The organism is Achromobacter sp. FW305-C-13, from assembly GCF_058783475.1.
Genome location: NZ_JBYSYN010000003.1, coordinates 432786 through 450988, shown reverse-complemented (window position 1 = coordinate 450988; position 18203 = coordinate 432786). Strand labels below are relative to the sequence as shown.

Below are 18203 nucleotides of genomic sequence, written 5' to 3'. Positions count from 1 at the left end.
CGCCCTGCATGTCGCGCCCCATCAACCCCTGCAAGAATTCTGCACAATGACGTCTTCCGCTCCTTCCCCCTACCCCGCCGCCATCGATCCCGACCAGGTCGGCGAATACCCCGCCCTGACGAAGTCCGGCGGCGGGTATTTCTATGACGACGTGCTGGAGTACCGCGTGTGGGTGCACCCGCATGCGGGCGGCGAAGACTTGCACGACGGCGACGACTATTACTACGCGTTCGCTACCTTCGAGGACGCGGTAGAATGCGCGAACGAGACGCCGGGCGCGGAGCAGCCGCTGGTGCTGGTCCGGCAGTTTGAATCCATCAACGAACCCACCCCGGGCGTCTTCGAGCATTTCACCGAAGCGCGGATCACCGAATGGCGCGTGGAGTGGCTGGCCGACAGCAAGCGCACCGCCACGTCCATCCCGGATTTCCTGAACCGCCGCGCGCACTAGGCGCGCTGGCCGTTAGCTCATGTATACGCCGCCGTTGATGGCGTAGTTGGCGCCCGTCACGAACGCCGCTTCGTCGGACGCCAGCCAGGCGCACAGCCCTGCCAGGTCGCGGGCGGTGCCCAGCCGTCCGACGGGCACGCTTTCGATGATGCGGTCCAGCAGCGCGGGCGGGAAGGCCTTGACGGTATCGTCGGCGATGAAGCCCGGCGACACCAGATTCACCGTCACACCGCGCGCCGCCACTTCCTGCGCCAGCGACCGCGTGAAGCCGATCACCGCGCCCTTGGCCGTGGCGTAGTTGATCTGGCCGATCTGGCCTTTTTCCGCCGCCACGGACCCGATGTTGATGATGCGCCCCCAGCCGCGGTCGGCCATGCTGTCGACCACCTGCTTGGTGCTGTTGAACAAGGTGTCCAGGTTGCTGCGCAGCACGGCCGACCAGTCCGCATACGCCATCTGGCGAAAACGCATGTCCAGCATCGAGCCGGCGTTGTTGACCAGCACGTCGATCTCGCCCACTTCGCGGCGGACCTTGGCGAACGCGGCCTCGGTCGAGGCCCAATCGGTCGCGTCGCCTTCCGAGGCGACGAAGTCGTAGCCCAGGGATTTCTGTTCCTTCAGCCAGCCGTCGCGGCGCGACGAGCGCGGGCCGCAGCCGGCCACCACACGGTGTCCGGCATGATGCAGCGCCTGGCAGATCGCGGTGCCCGTGTGGCCCATTCCGCTGGTGACGTAAGCAATACGCAAAGCCATGAACGTTCCTTTATGAAAGTGCGGCAGGCGCCGCGGATCAAGCGACCCCGCCCACCAGGGGGAACAGGCCGAACGCCAGGGCGGCCGCCAGCATCACCATGCAGACCATCGTGGCCCACTTCAGCGAATAGCGCTGGTGGTCGCCGAATTCCACGCCGGCCAGGCCGACCAGCAGGTAGGTCGACGGCACCAGAGGGCTCAGCAGATGCACCGGCTGGCCGATGAGCGATGCGCGCGCCATTTCCACTGGCGAAATCCCATAGCCCTGGGCGGCTTCGCTCAGGATCGGCAACACGCCGAAGTAGAAGGCGTCGTTCGACATGAAGAACGTGAACGGCAGGCTGACCAGCGCGGTGATGCCGGCCAGGTACGGACCCATGGCATCCGGAATCACGGCCAACAGGCTGCGCGACATGGCTTCCACCATGCCCGTGCCCGACAGGATGCCCGTGAAGATGCCGGCGGCGAAGATCAGCGACACCACCGACAGCACGTTGCCCGCATGCTGGGCGACGCGGCGGCGCTGCTCGGCCAGGTTCGGATAGTTGATGATCAGCGCCACCGCGAAGGCGATCATGAACAACACCGGCAGCGGCAGGATGCCCATTACCAGGCTGACCATCAGCGCCAGCGTCAGGCCCGCGTTCACCCACAGCAGCTTGGGGCGGCGCAGGTCGTGGTCGACTTCGATCTCGGGCAGGTTCTTGGGGCCGTCTTCGTCGTAGCCGGCATGCAGCGACGCGCCGGCGGGCAGCGACAGCACGCCCAGGCGGCGCCGTTCACGCAAGCCCAGGAAGAACGCCAGGACCAGGATGGAGACAATCGCCACGCCCATCACCGGCACCAGCGGCACGAAGATGTCGCCCGCGTCCACGTGCAAGGCGCTGGCGGCGCGCGCCGTCGGCCCGCCCCACGGCGTCAGGTTCATCACGCCGCTGGCCAGCATCGCCAGGCAGGTCATGGACAGCGCGTTCATCTTCAGGCGGCGGTACAGCGGCAGCATCGAGGCCACCACGATCATGTAGGTGGTCGAGCCGTCACCGTCCAGAGAGATCACCAGGGCCAGCACGGTGGTGCCGACCACGATTTTCAAGGGATCGCCCTTCACCGCGCGCAGGATGCGGCCCACGATGGGGTCGAACAGGCCGGCGTCGATCATCACCCCGAAATACAGGATGGCGAACATCAGCATCACGCCCGTGGGCGCAATCTTGCGGATGCCGTCCAGCATCATCTTGTCGATGCCGGCGCCGAAGCCGCCCAGCAACGCAAAAATAATGGGGACGAGGATAAGGGCGACCAACGGCGACAGGCGCTTGGTCATGATCAGCGTCATGAACGTGATCACCATGCCGAAGCCAAGCAGGGTCAGAAGCATGAGGGGTATCTCCGACTAGTCGTTGTTATGTGTGGCACTGCCTCCGGCGGGGGAAGCAGGTGCAGAAGACTAGGAAGAAAAGCTGTCTGGAACCTGTCGTTTTTTTGTAAGCAAGCCCGCAAGACCGGGGTAAAGCCGACGGCACTACAATCGGGCCCATGCGCATCCTGGTAATCGAAGACGACGAGGATCTGGCCGACGCCATCGTCCGCCGGCTGCGCCGTCTCGGCCATGCCGTGGACCTGCAGAACGACGGCCTCAGCGCCGACGGCGTCCTCCAATACGAGACCTTCGATCTGGTCATCCTGGACATCGGGCTGCCCCGCATGTCCGGCTTCGACATCCTGCATCGGCTGCGCGACCGCGGCAGCAAGACGCCGGTGCTGGCGCTGACCGCCCGCATCGACATCGAGGACCGCGTCCATGCCCTGGATACCGGCGCCGACGACTACCTGGCCAAACCCTTCGACTTCCGCGAACTGGAAGCCCGCTGCCGCGCCCTGCTGCGCCGGCCCATCGCCCAGGCCACTGGCGTGCAGCGCTTCGGCGACCTGACCATCGACAGTGCCGCCCGCCAGGTGACCTTGGCCGGCCAGCGCATCGACCTGCCCAAGCGCGAATACAGCCTGCTGGAAATCCTGCTGGCCGGCATGAATCGCGCCGTCAGCAAATCGGAAATCGCCAACAAGCTGTTCGCCTTCGACGACGATGCCGCCCCCAACGCCATCGAGGTCTATATCGCCCGCCTGCGCCGCAAGCTGGAAGGATCGCCGCTGCGAATCGAAACGCAGCGCGGCACCGGCTATCTGCTGACCGCGGCCGACGACACGGGCCGTAGCACCGCAGCGCCCGACACGCCGCAGGACTAAGCCTGTGCAGCACCGCCGCCTCTCGATCCGACGCCGGCTGCTGACCATGCTGCTGGCGCTTTTTGCCGTGGGCCTGGGCGCCCTCTATCTGCTGGTGCGCGGGTATGCGCAGCAGACTGCCGACACCACCTACGACCAATTGCTGCGCGCCTCCGTCCTGTCCATGGCCGACAGCCTGCAGCTGGTGCAGGGCGAATGGCAGATGGACATGCCGTATGCCGCGCTCGCGCTGTTGGAGCAGGCCCCGCGCGACCGGGTGTTCTATCGCGTGGCCGCCGGTGACGGCGCCCTGATCTCGGGCTATGGGGACTTGCCCGCCCCGGCTGGCGTGGACGCCGCCGCCACCTCCGGCGTCCCCCAACTGTACGCAGCCGTCTACCAGGGCGAGCCCGTGCGCATTGCCTGGATGGCCCGCAAAGTTGCCGGCCCGCGCAACGCCGAGGTGGCCGTCATCCAGGTGGCACAGACCCGCGAGGCGCGCAATGCGCTGGCCCAGGGCATCCTCTGGCAAGGCACGCTGGCGTTGATGGGTTTCACCGCGGCGGCGCTGGCCCTGGCGTATTGGGGCCTGCAGCGCTCGTTGTCGCCCATCCAGCGCATTGAACGCGAACTTGCCGCCCGCAGCGCGTCGGACCTGCATCCCATCCACGCGCCCGTGCCTGAAGAGTTGGACAAGCTGGTCCACGCGCTGGATGGCTTCATGGCGCGCCTGTCGGACAACCTGGATACGCTGCGCCTGTTCATCGCCGAGGCCGCGCATCAGCTACGCACGCCGCTGGCCGCGCTGCACGCGCAGATGGAGGTGGCGCTGGATGAGGAAGACGCCGCCGAACAACGCCGCAGCCTGCTGGCCGTGCTGCGCAATGCGGAAAAGCTGTCGCGCCTGGTCAACCAGCTGTTAAGCGACGCCAGCGTCATCCACCGCAGCAACGTCAAACAGTTCCAACCGGTGAACCTGGCCGAGCTGCTGAGCCAGGCGGCCTACGACACCATCCCGCAAGCCGACCCCCAGCCCGACGTGCGCCTGCACCTGCCAGGCACGGCGGCGGGCGAAGCGCCCCACATCCAGGGCGACAGCCTGATGCTGCGCGAGGCCTTCAAGAATCTGATCGACAACGCGCTGCGCCACGGCGCCAGTCCCGACGGCCACATCGACATCCGCCTTGACCGCCACGACGCGTGCTGGCGGATTACCGTGTCCGATCAGGGGCCCGGCATTCCGCCGGCCTTGGCCAACACCGCCTTTGAACGCTTTGCACGCGGCCCCAATCCCCGCACGCCCGGCGCCGGCCTTGGCCTGTCCATCATCAAACGCGTGGTGGACATCCATCACGGCAAGCTCAGCCTGAGCAACCGTGTGGGCGGCGGGTTGGACGCCGTCATCACCTTACCGGCCGGCCCCCATGATGCGTGACGCCCTATCATCCCTGCGCGGGTTCGGCCGCGGCCTGGTCGCAATCGCCGCCTTGCTGCTGCTCCTGCCCACGGCGCATGCCCAGGAAGCCAGCGGCGCGGGTCTCACGCTGGGGCCTGCCGACAGCAAGCACGTGCTGGTCCTGCACGCCTCCAACAGCGTGCAGGTGTTCAAAGGCGTGCTGGAAGACTTCAGCAGGCTGAACCCCACGATCCGCCTGGAATACACCGAACTGACCACGCAGGAGCTCTACGCTGAAACCGTGGCCCGTGGTCAGGCCGGCGCTGCCCGATCCGGCCCGGACCTGATCATCAGCAGCGCCATGGACTTACAGACCAAGCTCGTCAACGACGGCTACGCGCAAGCCCATGTCTCGCCCGAGACGCGGTCGCTGCCCGCCTGGGCCAACTGGCGGGACGAGGTCTTCAGCATCGGCACCGATCCCATCGTGATGGTCTACAACACGCGCAAGCTCGACGCCGCCCGCGCTCCCCGCACCCGACGCGAACTGCTGTCCCTGCTGCAGGCCCCGGACCAGCCCCTGGCCGGCAAGATCTCCACATACGACGTCCAGGGCAGCGGCATCGGTTACCTGGCTGCCACGCAGGACACCCGGTTGGACAGCATGGCCGGCGCGCTGCTGGCGGCGCTGGGCGCGAGCGGCGTCACCGTCCATCAATCCACCGAAGACGCCCTGGACAAGCTCGAGCGCGGCGATATCACGCTGGCCTACAACCTGTTGGAGTCCTACACCCGGCACCGCATCGACCAAGGCGCGCCGCTGGCGATCATCTACCCGCAGGACTACACGCTGATGCTGTCCCGGTCGGCGGTCATTCCCAGGCAGGCGGCGCGCGCGGACCTGGGCGCCTTGCTTCTGGACTATCTGCTGTCGGCGCGCGGACAGGAAATGGTCGCGCGGCAATCCGGCATGCGGCCCGTCAGCGCATCCGTCGTCCCTGCGGCAGGCGTGCGTCCGATGGGCCTGGGCGTGGGATTGCTGGTGTATCTGGACCCCTTGAAAAAGCGCCATTTCCTGGACTTCTGGCGGGTCGCGGTATTGCCTTCTGTTGCGGCAAACGCCAAGCCCTAGGGCGCGTGCCTGCCCATCCGGTCGAAATGCCCCGGTGCGGCTGCACCACGCGTGGCACGAGGGGCATTTTTCCTGACCCCAGGGCGTAACGATTTTGTCCTTCGCCGCCATTTTGCGAGGATAATTTCCGCTTGGGTCCGCGGCGGCCAATATCCATGCGCCCCACCCCGCCAACCCTTCCGCTCTGATCCGCAGCAGCCGAGCACCGCTTTGGTCCGAAGAGGCCGAAGCTCCCCACCAGCACCTGAGACACGTAGCAGCGTTTACGTTTGAACCAGCGTTGGAGGCACACCATGGCCGAGCATCAGATTGTTTTGCGGCGCGCGATCGACGCCGTGCATCACCTGACCGACCCCGAACCGCCCTGGCACGATATTTTGCGCACCGCCCGCGACCTGGTCGGCGCCGACAGCGGCACGCTGATCGTCTTCGATGCCCGCAACAAGCTGCTGAACCTGTCCGCCATCGGATTTTCGGATGCGTGTTACGCCGACTACCAAGGCCATTACCACCGTTGCGACATCCTGGAACAGGACTCCCGGCAGGCCCCTGCCGGCACCTGGCTGGACACGGCGCAGATGTACAGCCCCGACCAGCTGCAACGCACGGAGTTCTATACGGACTTCATGCTCAAGCACCGGATGGCGCAAATCCTGAGCCTGATCGTCGAGTCCAACACCGTGCTGCACGCCACCATCGGTTTCCAGCGCTCGACGGTCGACCCCAAAGCCAGCCAGCGCCTGCAATCCGGTGATTTCGCCCAATACTTCCGCACGCTGCAAAGCCACCTCGCGCAGCGCGAAAAAGCGCTGGCCGTCGGCTGGCAATCCATTGAACGCGCCTTCTCGGAACTGGACGAAGCCATCTTGCTGATCAGCAAGGAATCCATGGTCAACGAGATGTCCGCGCTGGCGGTGCGGTATCTGGACGACGCCCAAGGCTGGACGGTGCGCGGCGGCAAGCTGCGGCACGCCGACCACAAGGTGCAGCGCTTGTTCGACGCCAACTGCGCCGCAGCCGTCCGGGACGGCAAAACGCGGTCGCTGGCCACCGCGTCCGGCTGGGGAGAGTTCTTCTGGATCGACATCAGCCCCGCGCCACACGCCCTAAATCTGATCGGCGGCAGGATGTTGCTGATCCGCATGCGTAAGAAAAGCGCCTTCGCCATGCCCGACGTCGCCAAACTGGAATCCGTATTCGGCATCACTCATGCCGAAGCGGCCGTGTTGGCGGGTCTTGCCGCCGGCCATAGCGTGGAAGAAGTCGCCACCCTGCGCCAGGCCTCGGTGCTGACGGTGCGCAAACAGGTTGCCTCCCTGCTCAGCAAAATGGAATGCAACCGGCAGGCGGAACTGGTGCGCTTAGCCTCCTTGCTGTAGGCCGCCCTGCCCGCCAAGCCAAACGGCCGCGGTCCAGGCGCCTGCGGGCGTACTCAATTTTGAGTATGTGGCCTGCACCCATGCGGCCCTACGATGGGCCCGAAGCCATGAGAGAGGGGGCAATCCGGTCCCGCAGCGGTCCTTGCCCGAGCCTGCGCCCACGCATCCCGTCAAGGAAAAGCTGCGATCACGCTTGTCATCAAGGAGCACTTCATGAAGCCCATCCTGACCCTCCGCGCCGCCCTCCCGGTGGCCTTGGCGTCCTTTGCGCTGCTGTCCGGCCCCGCCGTTGCACAAATGGGAGCCGCCCCCACCACCGCCACGCCCGAGCCGAACGTCACGCTTAGCCGCGACGACGTCATGCGCGACCTGGCCGCCTGGAAGCAATCCGGCGTCGAAAGAAACTGGAATAGCGACAACACGCCGGACATCAACAGCCCGGAATACATCGACAGCTATAAGAAATACGTGGACACGGTAAGGCCCGGCACCACCTCGTCGCAAATGCAGTCGCAATCGCAATCGCAAAACCCGGGCAAGTGGTGACACGTTTGCCTGCGGCCATGGGCGGTCAAGCCAGATAAGACGTCACCTCATCGGCCGTCAGATACCGCTTGAACGTCATCGACGGCTGCTGCGCGTCGTGGATGATGCCGTTGAATCCCGACCAGTTGCGCTGGGTGCCCTCATCGGTCTCCAGCGCAACCAGCACCCGCTTTCCATGTTTGGCCATGTTGAGGCGCAACGCCGCTTCGCCCCAGGCCCACAGCATCGGCTGGACCAGTTCGCCGTCGGCATAGGCGCCGATCTGCAGCCATTGGAAGTCGGCGGTGTCCCGCTCCATATCGGGCTGGCGCGGCGCGATGTCCCGCTTCACACCCAAAGCTTCGGCATGCTCGCCAATGATGATCTGCAGCAACGTGAAGGCATGGAAAGTATTGTTGACGGCGTGGGCTTGCACGACGAAGCCGGATCGGGACGCAGGCATCACTACGACCAATTCGTCCAGGTAGCTGACTTGCGCCGCCATCCATAAGTAATGCAATTGCTCGAACGGCAGGCTGTCGTTGCTGGTGGCCATGGGGTGCAGCAACCCCATCAAGGCGTCGTCCGATACAAAGGCCTGATGGTTGCCCTGGTCGCGCATCAGCATCGTCATCATGGGCAAGACCAGGACGTCCACGGCTTGATGCAGGGCTTCGACCTGCCAGCGCTCGTCTTCGGCAACGGCGGCCATCTTCGCTTGCGCATCCGCCCAGGCCTGGCGGTCGGCTTCCTCGACCTCGTCATCGTCCGCTTCGACTTCCTGCGCGCAATAGGGCCGCAGGGTCTGCAGCCACTGGCTCAGCAGCGATTGCAACGTCGGAAAAAGCATGGCGGGATCGGCATCGTCTTCAACCAGGGACCCGCACATCAGCGCCAGGGCCGACGCGCGGTTGGGGTGCAGCCGGGGCAGCAGATCCACGCAGGCCTGCAGGGATGCGCTGGTGTGTGCCGCGTCCTGGGCGTGCACGTAAAACGCGCGAACCTCGGGGCGATTGAAGAATTGTTCCAAAGAATCCAGATCGTCGGGGGTCAGCACGGGCGGGCTTAGCGCGGCAATGAGATCGGCAATGGGGCTAGACATGGCGTAAGCAGGCGGCATAGTGAGGGGGGGTGCGAACGGAGAAACCGGACGCAAAGCGTCTTCGTACGGAGTTTACCGAACGTCCGATACGGCCAAAGATGTGCTTGTCCGGCTTGCCCCGTGGTAGATTGAATCGTCCTTTTTGAATACGCACATCCCATGCCGCCATCCACTGAAATCGGGCAAGCCGATCCGGACGACCGGATATATGAAGCGGGGGCAGTTGCGGCGACGCAACGCCCGTTCGCACACGACGCGGCGATCAGGCCGGAGCGGACGGCGTTGCTGGTCATGCACTATCAGACCGACATCCTCGACCTGTTCCCGTCGGTCGCGCCGGCGTTGCTCGCGAATACGCGCAGTTTGTGCGATGCCGCGCGGCATCGGGGTATTGGCGTCTACTTCGCCAACCTTCGCTTCAGCCCCGGCTATCCCGAAGTCAGCCCCTTGAACAAAAACGGGCAAGGAATCAAGCAGCTGGGGCGCTTCGTGAGCGACCAAGTCTCGCCGGAACTCGGCAGGCTGCCCAGCGAGCCACTCATCATCGCGCATCGCGCCAGCGTGTTCTTCGGCACCGACCTGCAGGTCCGGCTTTCCGCGCAAGGTATCGATACGCTGATGATGGTGGGGATCGCGTCAACCGGGGTCGTGCTGTCGTCAGTGGCGTACGCCAGCGATGCGGACTTCCGCTTGCTGACCGTCAAGGACTGCTGCTATGACCCCGATCAGGTGGTACATGACCACCTTTTTGCGACGGCGTTCGCGTCACGCACGACGGTGCTGTCGCTGGCCGACGCCTCGTCATGGCTGGGCGCCCCGGCCGCCCTAGACGTGCCTCAAAATTTATAGCTGACTTTCATCCACACGTTCCTCGGCGTGCCATAGTTGTAGCCGTTGTACCCGCCCAACCCGCTGTAATAGTGCTTGTCCGTCAGGTTTTCCACGTTGACCGACGCCGCCACATGCTGGTTGAACTCGTAGCGCGCCATCAGGCCGAACAGCGTCACGCCACCTTGACTGGCGCGTCCCAGCCCGCTGGCTTGGTCGTAATAGACGCTGCTTTGATAGCTGACGTTGCCACCCACCGTGAGTTTGTTCCATGCTCCCGGCAGCCTGTAGCTGGCCGCCAACCGGAACAGCCGTTCCGGCGTGCTCGGCAACAGCAACGCGCCTTCGGCGTCGCGCTTTGCGAAGTACGTGTATCCGCCCATCAATTGCAGGTCGCGCGCCACCTCACCCGACAGGGTCAGTTCGAAACCTTTGCTGCGCGCGCCTTTGACCGAACGGTAGGGCGTGCTTCCGTCGGGCAGCGGCAAGCCCGTCGGATCTTCGACTGCCACGTTTTCCTCTTGTGTCCTGAATATTGCGAAGCTTGAATTCAGCCTGCCGTCCAAGTGCTCGCCTTTCAAGCCGAGTTCATAGTTCTGTCCGGTTTGCGGTGGCAACACAGCGTTGTTGGCGTCGCGCGAAGACGTGGGGATGAAAATCCGGGTATAGCTGCCGTAGGCGGAAAAGTCTTTGGTCACATCCACCACCACGCCGGCGTACGGCGTGAAAACGCCATTGGCCTTTGCCGTGGGATTGGTCGTCCATGTGTCAGCGGGACCGTTGTAGGACGATGACTTCTCTTCGTACCAGGTGGTACGGGCGCCAAGAATGACCGACACCGGGTCAGCGACCTTCAGCCGCGTGGATCCGTAAACGGCGGTTTCTTTCGCGTCCAGGAAAGTATTGAAATAGGTATGGAAGGTGGTCGGCTTCGGGAAATTCTGGAGCTCGTAGAAATTTAACGGCCGGCGGTCCCAGCCGGCCGGGTTCGCGGAATTCAGGTTGAGCTCACTTCGGTAGTTGTTATAGCTCACCCCCAACGAGGCGCGGTGTTCCCTGCCGAATGCGTGGAAGGGGCCTTCGGCGTAGATGTCGAAGGATTTATTGGTGGACGTCGCCGGGTTGTCGCGAATCTCGATGGTGGAGTCGCCGGACGGTTCGACAGGGAAGTATTCAAAGAGATATCCCCACGTCGCCCGTCTCTCGTTCTTCAAACGGCTCGCGTCCATTTTGACGCGCCAGCCGCTGGCCAAGCGATGATCCAGCGTGACGAATATTTTGTCGGTGTACATGTCCCACTGGCTCCACGGCGTGCCGGGATTGAACGACCTGGGGAAATCCGTGCGGGTGCCGTCGCTGTAAAACAGCGGCGCCTGCCCGAAATTGGCGCCGTCGATGGCGGTCTTTTGATGTTCATACCCGAAGCTCAGGGTCGTGTCTGGCGTAAGGTCGGCTTCAAGGATCCCGTAAAAAACATCGTCGGACCGCTTCTTGTAGTCGATGAAGGTGTCGCCCGCCGTGCGGGCAGCCACTACTCTGCCGCGCAACGTACCAGCGCTATTCAATGGGCCGCCCAGGTCCACTTCGGCGTTGTAGCTGTTCCACCGGCCAACGCCGCCGGTGACGTGTCCGGCGAATTCCGAGGTGGGTCGCTTGCGCACCAGGTTTACCGATCCGCCTGGTTCGCCGACGCCGTTGAGCAACCCCGCAGCGCCGCGGATCACTTCCACCCGGTCGTAGAGCGCGGTGTTGACCATGCCGGCCTCGGCCGAAGGCGTCTTGAACGAGAATGTGGGAACGCCATCGATCATGGTGCTCAGCGCGAAGCCGCGGGACGTGAACGTTACCCGCTCGTCCAACCGGTCAGATACGATGCCCGGCGTCTGACGCAGCACTTCGTCGAGCGTGTTCAGGTTCTGGTCGTCCATCTGCTGGCGAGTGACGACGCTGACGGATTGCGGCGTCTCGCGCAGCGACAGCGGCATGCGGGTGGCGGCGCTGGTGGCCGGTACGGTGTAGGAGCCCGATCCTTCTGAGGGCGGCTCACTGTCGCGGGCGCCGGTCACGGTGACGGCGGGCAGCGCGGTGATTTCACCCTGTGGCAGCCGGCGCAACGTATAGCCGCCATCAGCGCGCCGCGCAGGCTCCAGGCCGCTGCCGGCCAGCAGTTGCCGCAGCCCGTCTTCGAAGACGTAGGTGCCGTTCAGTCCAGGCGACTGCAGGTCACGCGTCAACGCCGGATCAAACGACAGCAGGACGCCGGCTTTGGCCGCATACGCCGATACCGCCGCGCTAAGCGGTCCGGGCGCGATGGACACGCTTACCGGCCCGCCGGCTGTCTGCGCCTGGGCAGGCGCCATCATCCCGGCCAGCGGCAGCGCGAAAGCAGTTGCGCCGCGCAGCGCATGACGGGAGACGCTTGCGCACAAAAACGGAAAACGCGGGGGCATGACGGGCACTCCAAATGTTGGTCTTACCCTCGTAGCCAGATAAGACGCGCAAAGTGCTAGTCGCCGTTACAAATTCATGGCGCCGCCGCCGTGCGGCACGATCGATGCCCAGTAGCGCGTGCGATAACGCAGGTCTAGACGCAAGGTCTCTGCCACGCTTGCCAGCACGCGATCGGTGTCCGTCAGCGGGAAAGCCCCCGAGATCGGCAGGTGCGCCACCTCGGGCGCGCAATCGACCCAGCCCGCCCGATAGCGGGAGAGCTCGCGCAGGAACTCGCTCAGGGGCATGTCGTCCACTTGCAGCATGCCGCGCTGCCACGCCGACGGGTCGCCCGTCACCCGCTCTGCGGCGGTAGCGCGCCCATCGGTGAAACGCAGACCCATGCCCGCCGGCACCATCCGCACGCCGTCGTCCGATGCCCCTCGCGGCGCCACGCGCACGGCGCCTTCCAGCACCTGCACCGCCGATACGCCGTCATCGCGCCTGACCACAAAACGGGTTCCCAGCGCGGTGATGCTGCCCTCGCGCGTCCGGACGATGAAGGGGCGCGAACGGCGCTCCGGATCAGGCGCCGTCTCGATCAGGATTTCTCCGGCATGCAGCGCGATCACGCGCTGCTGCGTGTCGAACAATACATCCATCGAGGTCGCCGCGTTCAACACGACGCGGGTATGGTCAGCCAACGTCAGCTCGCGCCGCGAGCCCACCGGCGTCCGATACTGAGCCACCCAGCCACGCCACGCCTCGTCGCGGTATGCGAACCAGGTCGCGCCCCCGGCGCTGGCCAGCACGATCAGCTTGCCCAACGCGCGCCGGCGCGCCGGCGATCGCGGTTGGCCCAATACGGGCAAGACTCCCTTGGGCAACGCGTCAAAGCGCCGCGTCAGCGCTTCGGTGCGTTGCCAGGCCCGTTCGTGCTCGGGATTGGCTTGGCGCCACGCCTGCCATTGCACACGATCGGCCTCGGTGGTGGCGCCCGACGTCAGCCGCAGGAACCAGTCCACCGCGCCATCCAGCGCGCGGGGATCGATGCGCCCTGCTTCATCCGTGCTCACGTCGCAAGCTCCAGGCAGTGGCGCAATGCGCGCGCGATGTACAGCCGCACTGACCCGACCGACACGCGCAGGACTTTGGCGATCTGGGCGTGGGTCAGGCCTTCCAGCTGGCACAGCAGAAACGCGCGCCGCACGGGTATCGGCAAGCCGTCGAGCATGGCGTCGATCTCGAACAAGGCTTCCAGCGCCAGTGCACGCGCCTCTGGCGATGGCGCATGCGTTTCAGGCAATTGTGACAGCGTATCCAGGTAGGCGCGTTCCAAATCCCTGCGCCGCAGGTGATTAACCATCAGGCCATGCGCAATCGTCGCCAGATAGGACCGCGGCTCACGGATATCCCCCGGTTCCCGGCGGGCCAGCACGCGTAGATAGGTGTCGTGGACCAGATCGGCGGCATCGAAGGCACACCCCAGTTTTTTACGAAGCCAGCCCTGCAGCCACCCCTGGTGGTCTTGGTAGAGCGTATGAAGGGAATGCTGCGGGGTGGGATCGGAAGCATCCATGGAAACGCAGGGGGATAGATGAGAATGACTACAATTTACAACATCAACTTCGCGCTTGGGGGAAAAACCGTGCCCCTGCCCCATCCACTCAGCCTGCGGACGCCCCAAGGCAGTGGGGGACGGAATAAGGTATCAGACTGCAATTTGAGATTTCCGACGGAAGCGGGCCGTTCTGGCCGCCGACAACGCCCCCGTGCGCGGCCGCGCCGCTGCCGCCATCCGCCCCGCCCCTCGTTCAGTGTTACAAGCTTTCCCAAATTTCATCAAATAAAACACCTCTGCCGCCACGCCTGATTTAGTTGTATGGCTTGCTTGCACGAACATCCGGCGGCACGACGCTCCGGGGCCCGCAGGCGAATACAAAAGCTATAAACCGGAGGAGAAGCCATGCGTTTTCTTAATCGCAGGATCGCCGCATTGCTGGCGAGTGGGCTGATTGGCGTACTGGCCGGCTGCGCCGCGCCCGGCGGCAAGAAAGACACCATCGATATGGCCGGGCTGTCCCAGCCCGTGGATATCGTCAGGGACAAGCACGGCGTGTCCCACATTTATGCGCAGAACCAGAATGACCTGTTCTTCGCCCAGGGCTTTACCGCTGCGCGCGACCGCTTGTGGCAACTGGATCTGTGGCGCCGCCAGGGTGAAGGCAAAATGGCCGAACAGTTCGGGCCGCGCTTCATCGAACAGGATCGCGCCGCGCGCCTGTTCCTCTTCCGTGGCGACATGCAGGCCGAATTCGCCAGTTACCACCCTGAAGGCAAGGCCATCCTGACCGCGTTCGCCAACGGCATCAACGCCTATGTGAACTGGGTGAAGGCCAATCCGGAGCAACTGCCGCCGGAATTCAAGCTGACCGGCACCGAACCCGGATACTGGAGCCCCGAGACCTCGCTGATCCGCATCTACGCGCTGACGCGCAACGTCAATGAGGAAGTCAAGATGGCGCAGCAGGTCGCCAGCTTGGGGCTGAACAACGTGCAGGGGCTGAGCACGTTCGAGCCGCCCTTGGCGCTGCAGGTGCCGGCGGGCCTGGACGTGCGCCAGATCGACAAGACGGTACTTGCCAACTACACGCTGGCGCGCGACGGCCAGAAATTCGTTGCGGCCGACTTCCCGCGCAGTCCGTTGGCGGAAGATGAACGGGCGAAGCTCGCCAGCGCCTTGTCGAAAAACAGGCTGGCATCGCTGGACGCGGATTTCGATCCGATGGCGACCCGCTATGAGAGCAACAACTGGACAATCGGCGGCCAGCGCACCGCCAGCGGCAAGCCCATCCTGGCCGGCGACCCGCACCGGTCCATTACGATGCCGTCCCTGCGCTACATGGTGCACTTGAACGCGCCGGGCTGGAACGTGATCGGCGCCGGAGAACCCGCGCTGCCGGGCGTGTCCATGGGCCACAACGACCGCATCGCCTTCGGCCTGACCATCTTCGCATTCGGGGACGAAGAAGACCTTTACGTCTATGACACCAACCCGGCCAATCCCGGCGAATACCGCTACCAGGGCGGCTGGGAAAAGATGCGCCAGGTTGACGAGTCCATCCCCGTGCGCGGCGCAACGCCCGCCGTCCGCAACCTGAAATTTACGCGCCACGGCCCGGTGATCCACGAAGACCTGGTGCGTCACAAGGCCTATGCCTTGCGCGCCGCTTATCTGGAATACCCGGGAACCGCCGCTTATCTGGCCAGCCTGCGGCTGAACCAGGCGCAGAACTGGAACGAGTTCGTCGCCGGCATGGAAAAGCACTACACGCCCAGCGAAAACATGGTGTATGCCGACGTGGACGGCAACATCGGCTGGTTTGGCGGCAGCATCGCGCCGATCCGTCCGCGCGGCGACTGGTCAGGCATGTTGCCGGTGCCGGGCAATGGCGATTTCGAATGGCGCGGCATCCTGCCGGGTAGCGCGCTGCCCCGGGCTTTCAACCCGCCCGAAGGCTATGTGGCGACCGCCAACGAGTACAACCTGCCCGCCGACTTCGCCTACAAGGAAATGTCGGCACGCACCTGGGCCGAACCCTACCGCGTGCAGCGCATCCGCGAGGTGCTGGCCGACGGCAAAGGCCTGACGGTGCAGCAATCCCAGGACCTGCAGTACGACAATCTGTCGATTCCCGCCCGCACGCTGATGGGCTATGCCAAAACCCTGAACGCCGCCGACCCCGCCTTGAATGACGCCCTGGGCCTGCTCAAGGACTGGGACGCACGCATGGGCACCGAGTCGCGAGCCGCCTCGGTCTACGCGTTCTGGCTGCCCGAAGTCGTCAAGCGCGTGACGGATCTTTACGTGCCTGCAAACGGGCGCGCCGCCTTCGGCGAACTCTCCACCCGCAAGACGCTGGAAAAGCTGGCTACCCCCGATGCCGCGTTCGGCCCTCGGCCGGAGCAAGGGCGGGACGCGCTGCTGCTGCAGGCGCTGGCTGATGGGGTGACGAAGCTGCGCGCCACGCTGGGACCGGACTCGACGCAATGGCAATGGGGCAAGCTGCATCACATCCAGTTCGAGCACAGCCTGGCCAGCCTGCTGCCACCCGACACGGCAAAGGCCTATGGCACCCCGCGCTATCCGGTGGGCGGCGACAACGACACGGTGCATCGCGGCACGTTCCGCAAGAGCGACTTCCGCCAGATCAGCGGCTCGTCGTACCGCCAGGTGATCGACGTGGCCAACTGGGATAACTCACGTGTCCAGAACGTGCCGGGGCAATCGGCCGATCCGCGCAGCCCGCATTATCAGGATCTGCTGAAGGGCTGGGCCACCGGGGAGTACTTCCCCATGGCCTTCAGCCGCGCCAAAGTGGACAGCGAGCGCGCGGATACGCTGACGCTGCGGCCGTCCGGGAATTGAGAAGGCGGCATGACTGACCGGTGCCGGGCCGCGACGCAAGGACGATGTCGCGGCCCGGCATTTTTCATCTTTTAATGGAGACCGCATGACCGAAAGAACCCTTACCGGCACCCGACCGACCGAGCGCCGGCAGCCCAGCGAACGGCGCTTCTGGTTCATCGTCCTGGCCGGTACGCTGGCCGCCCTCAGCTACGAAATCCTGGCCGTGCTGCAAGGCGATTTCTCGGCGGCGAAGAAACTGTTGCTGCCCGCGCTTCTACTGGCGTGGCTGTACCGCGGCAGCCCGTGGGCGCGCTGGATCTTGATGGCGCTGCTGCTGGGCTTCGGGGTCCTCAACCTGTACTTGGCGTTAGGGCTGCTGCAAGACGCCCCCGATCGCCTGCTGTACGTATCGATCTTCAGCGCCTTCATGATCGCGACGGGGCTGTACCTGGCGTTCGCCAAGCGGGATTTCGCCCGCTACTGCAGCTACGCCGCAGTGCGCGACGACCTGCGAGCCCGCGCAAAGCGGCGGTGACGCAGGAGTCCAGCGGGAACAGGCCCGAGCGCGCACAGCGCTCGGGCATCCTGACAAAGGGCCGAAGCGTCGGCCCTTACTTCTTCGACGCGTCCTGCTCCACGACCATGTCCAGCACATACACCTTCGACGGCGCGTCGGCGGGCGGGTTCTTCCAGTCGTAACGCTTCACGCGCAGCACGGTGCGCACGCCGTCCTTGTGCTCAAAGCCTTCGATCGACTGGTACAGCGGATGCCACTTGTCCTGCGTCGGCTGCTGCACGCCAGCTTCGTTGTAGCGGCGCTCGCGCACCATCAGGCACTGGTAGTTGGGAATCATCGGATGGCTGCATTCCGCCTTCTTGGCCGCGACTTCCAGGAAGATGGTTTCGCCGGCGCTGCCGTACAGCGTCTCGGGCGTGGGTTCGCCGACGAACTTCAGGACGGTGCCATCCTGCCCGACCAGCTCCAACGCGGGCTCGGCGGTATCGCCGGACAGCGTGGCGCGCAGGTCGCCCTTCATCCGCTCGTTGATCTCGGCATCCAGCTGCATCAGGCTTTGTTCGCACGCCTTCATCGTGGACGCCAGGTTATTCACATGCAACACGCCGTTCTGATAACGGTAGCCGCCGAATTGCGCATTGCAGCCACCACGAATGTTCAGGGCGTCGTTCGAGAACGTCAGGCGCAACTGATGCTCGATCCCCTTCTGCAACGCGGCGACCGGCTTGCCCGACGTATCGGTAGCGGAAGCCAGGCGCCAGTAGTAGGCGGGCAGGGTCAATTGGCTGGCGGGCGACGTGGCGGTAGGAGTGGGCATGGAGGACGATCCTTCGCTAGGGGAGGAAACCGGGGCGCAAGCTTGAAGCAGCGCGGCGCATGCGGACGCAAGGAGGATTATTTTTTTCATGGTTCGTTCCTGTAAGCCGGATGGCACTGATGAAAAGCGGAATTCTACGTTCGCAGCGTGGACGAATTTGGAGAACCGGCTTCCAGACCGTTTCAAAATCTTGCCAACCGATTTGCGGCCGGATGGCGACGGCTGCGCGCCGCACG

At 64.6% G+C, this 18203-nt stretch carries 16 protein-coding genes; 9 read left to right on the top strand and 7 right to left on the bottom strand.

The annotated features are described in order from the left end of the window. The first annotated feature begins 46 nt into the window (after window positions 1–46). On the top strand, window positions 47–451 hold the full coding sequence (locus AC3WMU_RS21035; protein ID WP_492282936.1) for a GCN5 family acetyltransferase: 405 nt from the start codon (window positions 47–49) through the stop codon (window positions 449–451). 12 nt (window positions 452–463) lie between these two features. On the opposite strand, the gene AC3WMU_RS21030 is transcribed toward AC3WMU_RS21035, so the two are convergent. Then, window positions 464–1204, bottom strand: a complete 741-nt coding sequence (locus AC3WMU_RS21030; protein ID WP_006223696.1) for an SDR family oxidoreductase — start codon at window positions 1202–1204, stop codon at window positions 464–466. A 37-nt stretch (window positions 1205–1241) separates the two neighbouring features. After that, a complete protein-coding gene (locus AC3WMU_RS21025; protein ID WP_006223695.1) occupies window positions 1242–2582 on the bottom strand; it encodes a CitMHS family transporter in 1341 nt (446 codons plus the stop codon). 158 nt (window positions 2583–2740) lie between these two features. Here AC3WMU_RS21025 and AC3WMU_RS21020 point away from each other — a divergent pair, with 158 nt between their 5' ends. The 5 genes from AC3WMU_RS21020 to AC3WMU_RS21000 all read left to right on the top strand — a co-directional run bounded on the left by AC3WMU_RS21020 (window position 2741) and on the right by AC3WMU_RS21000 (window position 7883). Then, entirely contained in the window at window positions 2741–3451 is a 711-nt protein-coding gene (locus AC3WMU_RS21020; RefSeq protein ID WP_088587896.1) for a response regulator transcription factor, read from the top strand. A gap of 4 nt (window positions 3452–3455) precedes the next feature. Next, window positions 3456–4865 carry a sensor histidine kinase N-terminal domain-containing protein gene (locus AC3WMU_RS21015; protein WP_492282935.1) on the top strand — a complete coding sequence of 470 codons (1410 nt, stop codon included), beginning with the start codon at window positions 3456–3458 and terminating at the stop codon, window positions 4863–4865. Next, on the top strand, window positions 4855–5958 hold the full coding sequence (locus AC3WMU_RS21010; RefSeq protein WP_492282934.1) for an ABC transporter substrate-binding protein: 1104 nt from the start codon (window positions 4855–4857) through the stop codon (window positions 5956–5958). Before AC3WMU_RS21015 ends, AC3WMU_RS21010 begins: the two co-directional genes overlap by 11 nt. Window positions 5959–6251: 293 nt before the next feature. Next, a complete protein-coding gene (locus tag AC3WMU_RS21005) occupies window positions 6252–7337 on the top strand; it encodes a LuxR family transcriptional regulator (RefSeq protein WP_492282933.1) in 1086 nt (361 codons plus the stop codon). 213 nt (window positions 7338–7550) lie between these two features. Further along, window positions 7551–7883, top strand: coding sequence for a DUF4148 domain-containing protein (locus AC3WMU_RS21000; protein ID WP_492282932.1), 333 nt, complete (start codon window positions 7551–7553; stop codon window positions 7881–7883). Window positions 7884–7908: 25 nt separating this feature from the next. Here the strand turns inward: AC3WMU_RS21000 and AC3WMU_RS20995 are convergent, their stop codons facing one another. Next, a complete protein-coding gene (locus AC3WMU_RS20995; RefSeq protein WP_035212763.1) occupies window positions 7909–8964 on the bottom strand; it encodes a hypothetical protein in 1056 nt (351 codons plus the stop codon). A gap of 159 nt (window positions 8965–9123) precedes the next feature. On the opposite strand from AC3WMU_RS20995, the gene AC3WMU_RS20990 reads away from it, so the two are divergent. Continuing rightward, window positions 9124–9813, top strand: a complete 690-nt coding sequence (locus AC3WMU_RS20990; protein WP_424626723.1) for a cysteine hydrolase family protein — start codon at window positions 9124–9126, stop codon at window positions 9811–9813. On the opposite strand, the gene AC3WMU_RS20985 is transcribed toward AC3WMU_RS20990, so the two are convergent. The 3 genes from AC3WMU_RS20985 to AC3WMU_RS20975 all read right to left on the bottom strand — a co-directional run bounded on the left by AC3WMU_RS20985 (window position 9801) and on the right by AC3WMU_RS20975 (window position 13801). Then, window positions 9801–12242 carry a TonB-dependent siderophore receptor gene (locus AC3WMU_RS20985; protein ID WP_492282931.1) on the bottom strand — a complete coding sequence of 814 codons (2442 nt, stop codon included), beginning with the start codon at window positions 12240–12242 and terminating at the stop codon, window positions 9801–9803. The two genes, AC3WMU_RS20990 and AC3WMU_RS20985, sit on opposite strands and share 13 nt — an antisense overlap. Before the next feature lie 66 nt (window positions 12243–12308). Further along, window positions 12309–13298 (bottom strand): FecR domain-containing protein, encoded by a 990-nt coding sequence (locus AC3WMU_RS20980; RefSeq protein WP_006223686.1) that lies wholly within the window; start codon window positions 13296–13298, stop codon window positions 12309–12311. Continuing rightward, complete coding sequence (locus AC3WMU_RS20975; RefSeq protein ID WP_006223685.1) at window positions 13295–13801, bottom strand: sigma-70 family RNA polymerase sigma factor; 507 nt, start codon at window positions 13799–13801, stop codon at window positions 13295–13297. The genes AC3WMU_RS20980 and AC3WMU_RS20975 overlap by 4 nt, the downstream gene beginning before the upstream one ends. Before the next feature lie 387 nt (window positions 13802–14188). Between AC3WMU_RS20975 and AC3WMU_RS20970 the strand changes: the two genes are divergently transcribed. After that, window positions 14189–16651, top strand: a complete 2463-nt coding sequence (locus AC3WMU_RS20970; RefSeq protein ID WP_492282930.1) for a penicillin acylase family protein — start codon at window positions 14189–14191, stop codon at window positions 16649–16651. 85 nt (window positions 16652–16736) lie between these two features. Further along, on the top strand, window positions 16737–17168 hold the full coding sequence (locus AC3WMU_RS20965) for a hypothetical protein (RefSeq protein ID WP_006223683.1): 432 nt from the start codon (window positions 16737–16739) through the stop codon (window positions 17166–17168). Between the two features lie 76 nt (window positions 17169–17244). On the opposite strand, the gene AC3WMU_RS20960 is transcribed toward AC3WMU_RS20965, so the two are convergent. Then, a complete protein-coding gene (locus tag AC3WMU_RS20960; protein WP_492282929.1) occupies window positions 17245–17967 on the bottom strand; it encodes a DUF4377 domain-containing protein in 723 nt (240 codons plus the stop codon). Window positions 17968–18203: the final 236 nt, after the last annotated feature.

Excerpts from the sequence above, each read along its gene's own strand:
- AC3WMU_RS21035 (WP_492282936.1), top strand. The coding sequence starts at position 47 with ATGACGTCTTCCGCTCCTTCCCCCTACCCCGCCGCCATCGATCCCGAC.
- AC3WMU_RS21030 (WP_006223696.1), bottom strand. The coding sequence starts at position 1,204 with ATGGCTTTGCGTATTGCTTACGTCACCAGCGGAATGGGCCACACGGGC.
- AC3WMU_RS21025 (WP_006223695.1), bottom strand. The coding sequence starts at position 2,582 with ATGCTTCTGACCCTGCTTGGCTTCGGCATGGTGATCACGTTCATGACG.
- AC3WMU_RS21020 (WP_088587896.1), top strand. The coding sequence starts at position 2,741 with ATGCGCATCCTGGTAATCGAAGACGACGAGGATCTGGCCGACGCCATC.
- AC3WMU_RS21010 (WP_492282934.1), top strand. The coding sequence starts at position 4,855 with ATGATGCGTGACGCCCTATCATCCCTGCGCGGGTTCGGCCGCGGCCTG.
- AC3WMU_RS21005 (WP_492282933.1), top strand. The coding sequence starts at position 6,252 with ATGGCCGAGCATCAGATTGTTTTGCGGCGCGCGATCGACGCCGTGCAT.
- AC3WMU_RS21000 (WP_492282932.1), top strand. The coding sequence starts at position 7,551 with ATGAAGCCCATCCTGACCCTCCGCGCCGCCCTCCCGGTGGCCTTGGCG.
- AC3WMU_RS20995 (WP_035212763.1), bottom strand. The coding sequence starts at position 8,964 with ATGTCTAGCCCCATTGCCGATCTCATTGCCGCGCTAAGCCCGCCCGTG.
- AC3WMU_RS20990 (WP_424626723.1), top strand. The coding sequence starts at position 9,124 with ATGCCGCCATCCACTGAAATCGGGCAAGCCGATCCGGACGACCGGATA.
- AC3WMU_RS20985 (WP_492282931.1), bottom strand. The coding sequence starts at position 12,242 with ATGCCCCCGCGTTTTCCGTTTTTGTGCGCAAGCGTCTCCCGTCATGCG.
- AC3WMU_RS20975 (WP_006223685.1), bottom strand. The coding sequence starts at position 13,801 with ATGGATGCTTCCGATCCCACCCCGCAGCATTCCCTTCATACGCTCTAC.
- AC3WMU_RS20970 (WP_492282930.1), top strand. The coding sequence starts at position 14,189 with ATGCGTTTTCTTAATCGCAGGATCGCCGCATTGCTGGCGAGTGGGCTG.
- AC3WMU_RS20965 (WP_006223683.1), top strand. The coding sequence starts at position 16,737 with ATGACCGAAAGAACCCTTACCGGCACCCGACCGACCGAGCGCCGGCAG.
- AC3WMU_RS20960 (WP_492282929.1), bottom strand. The coding sequence starts at position 17,967 with ATGCCCACTCCTACCGCCACGTCGCCCGCCAGCCAATTGACCCTGCCC.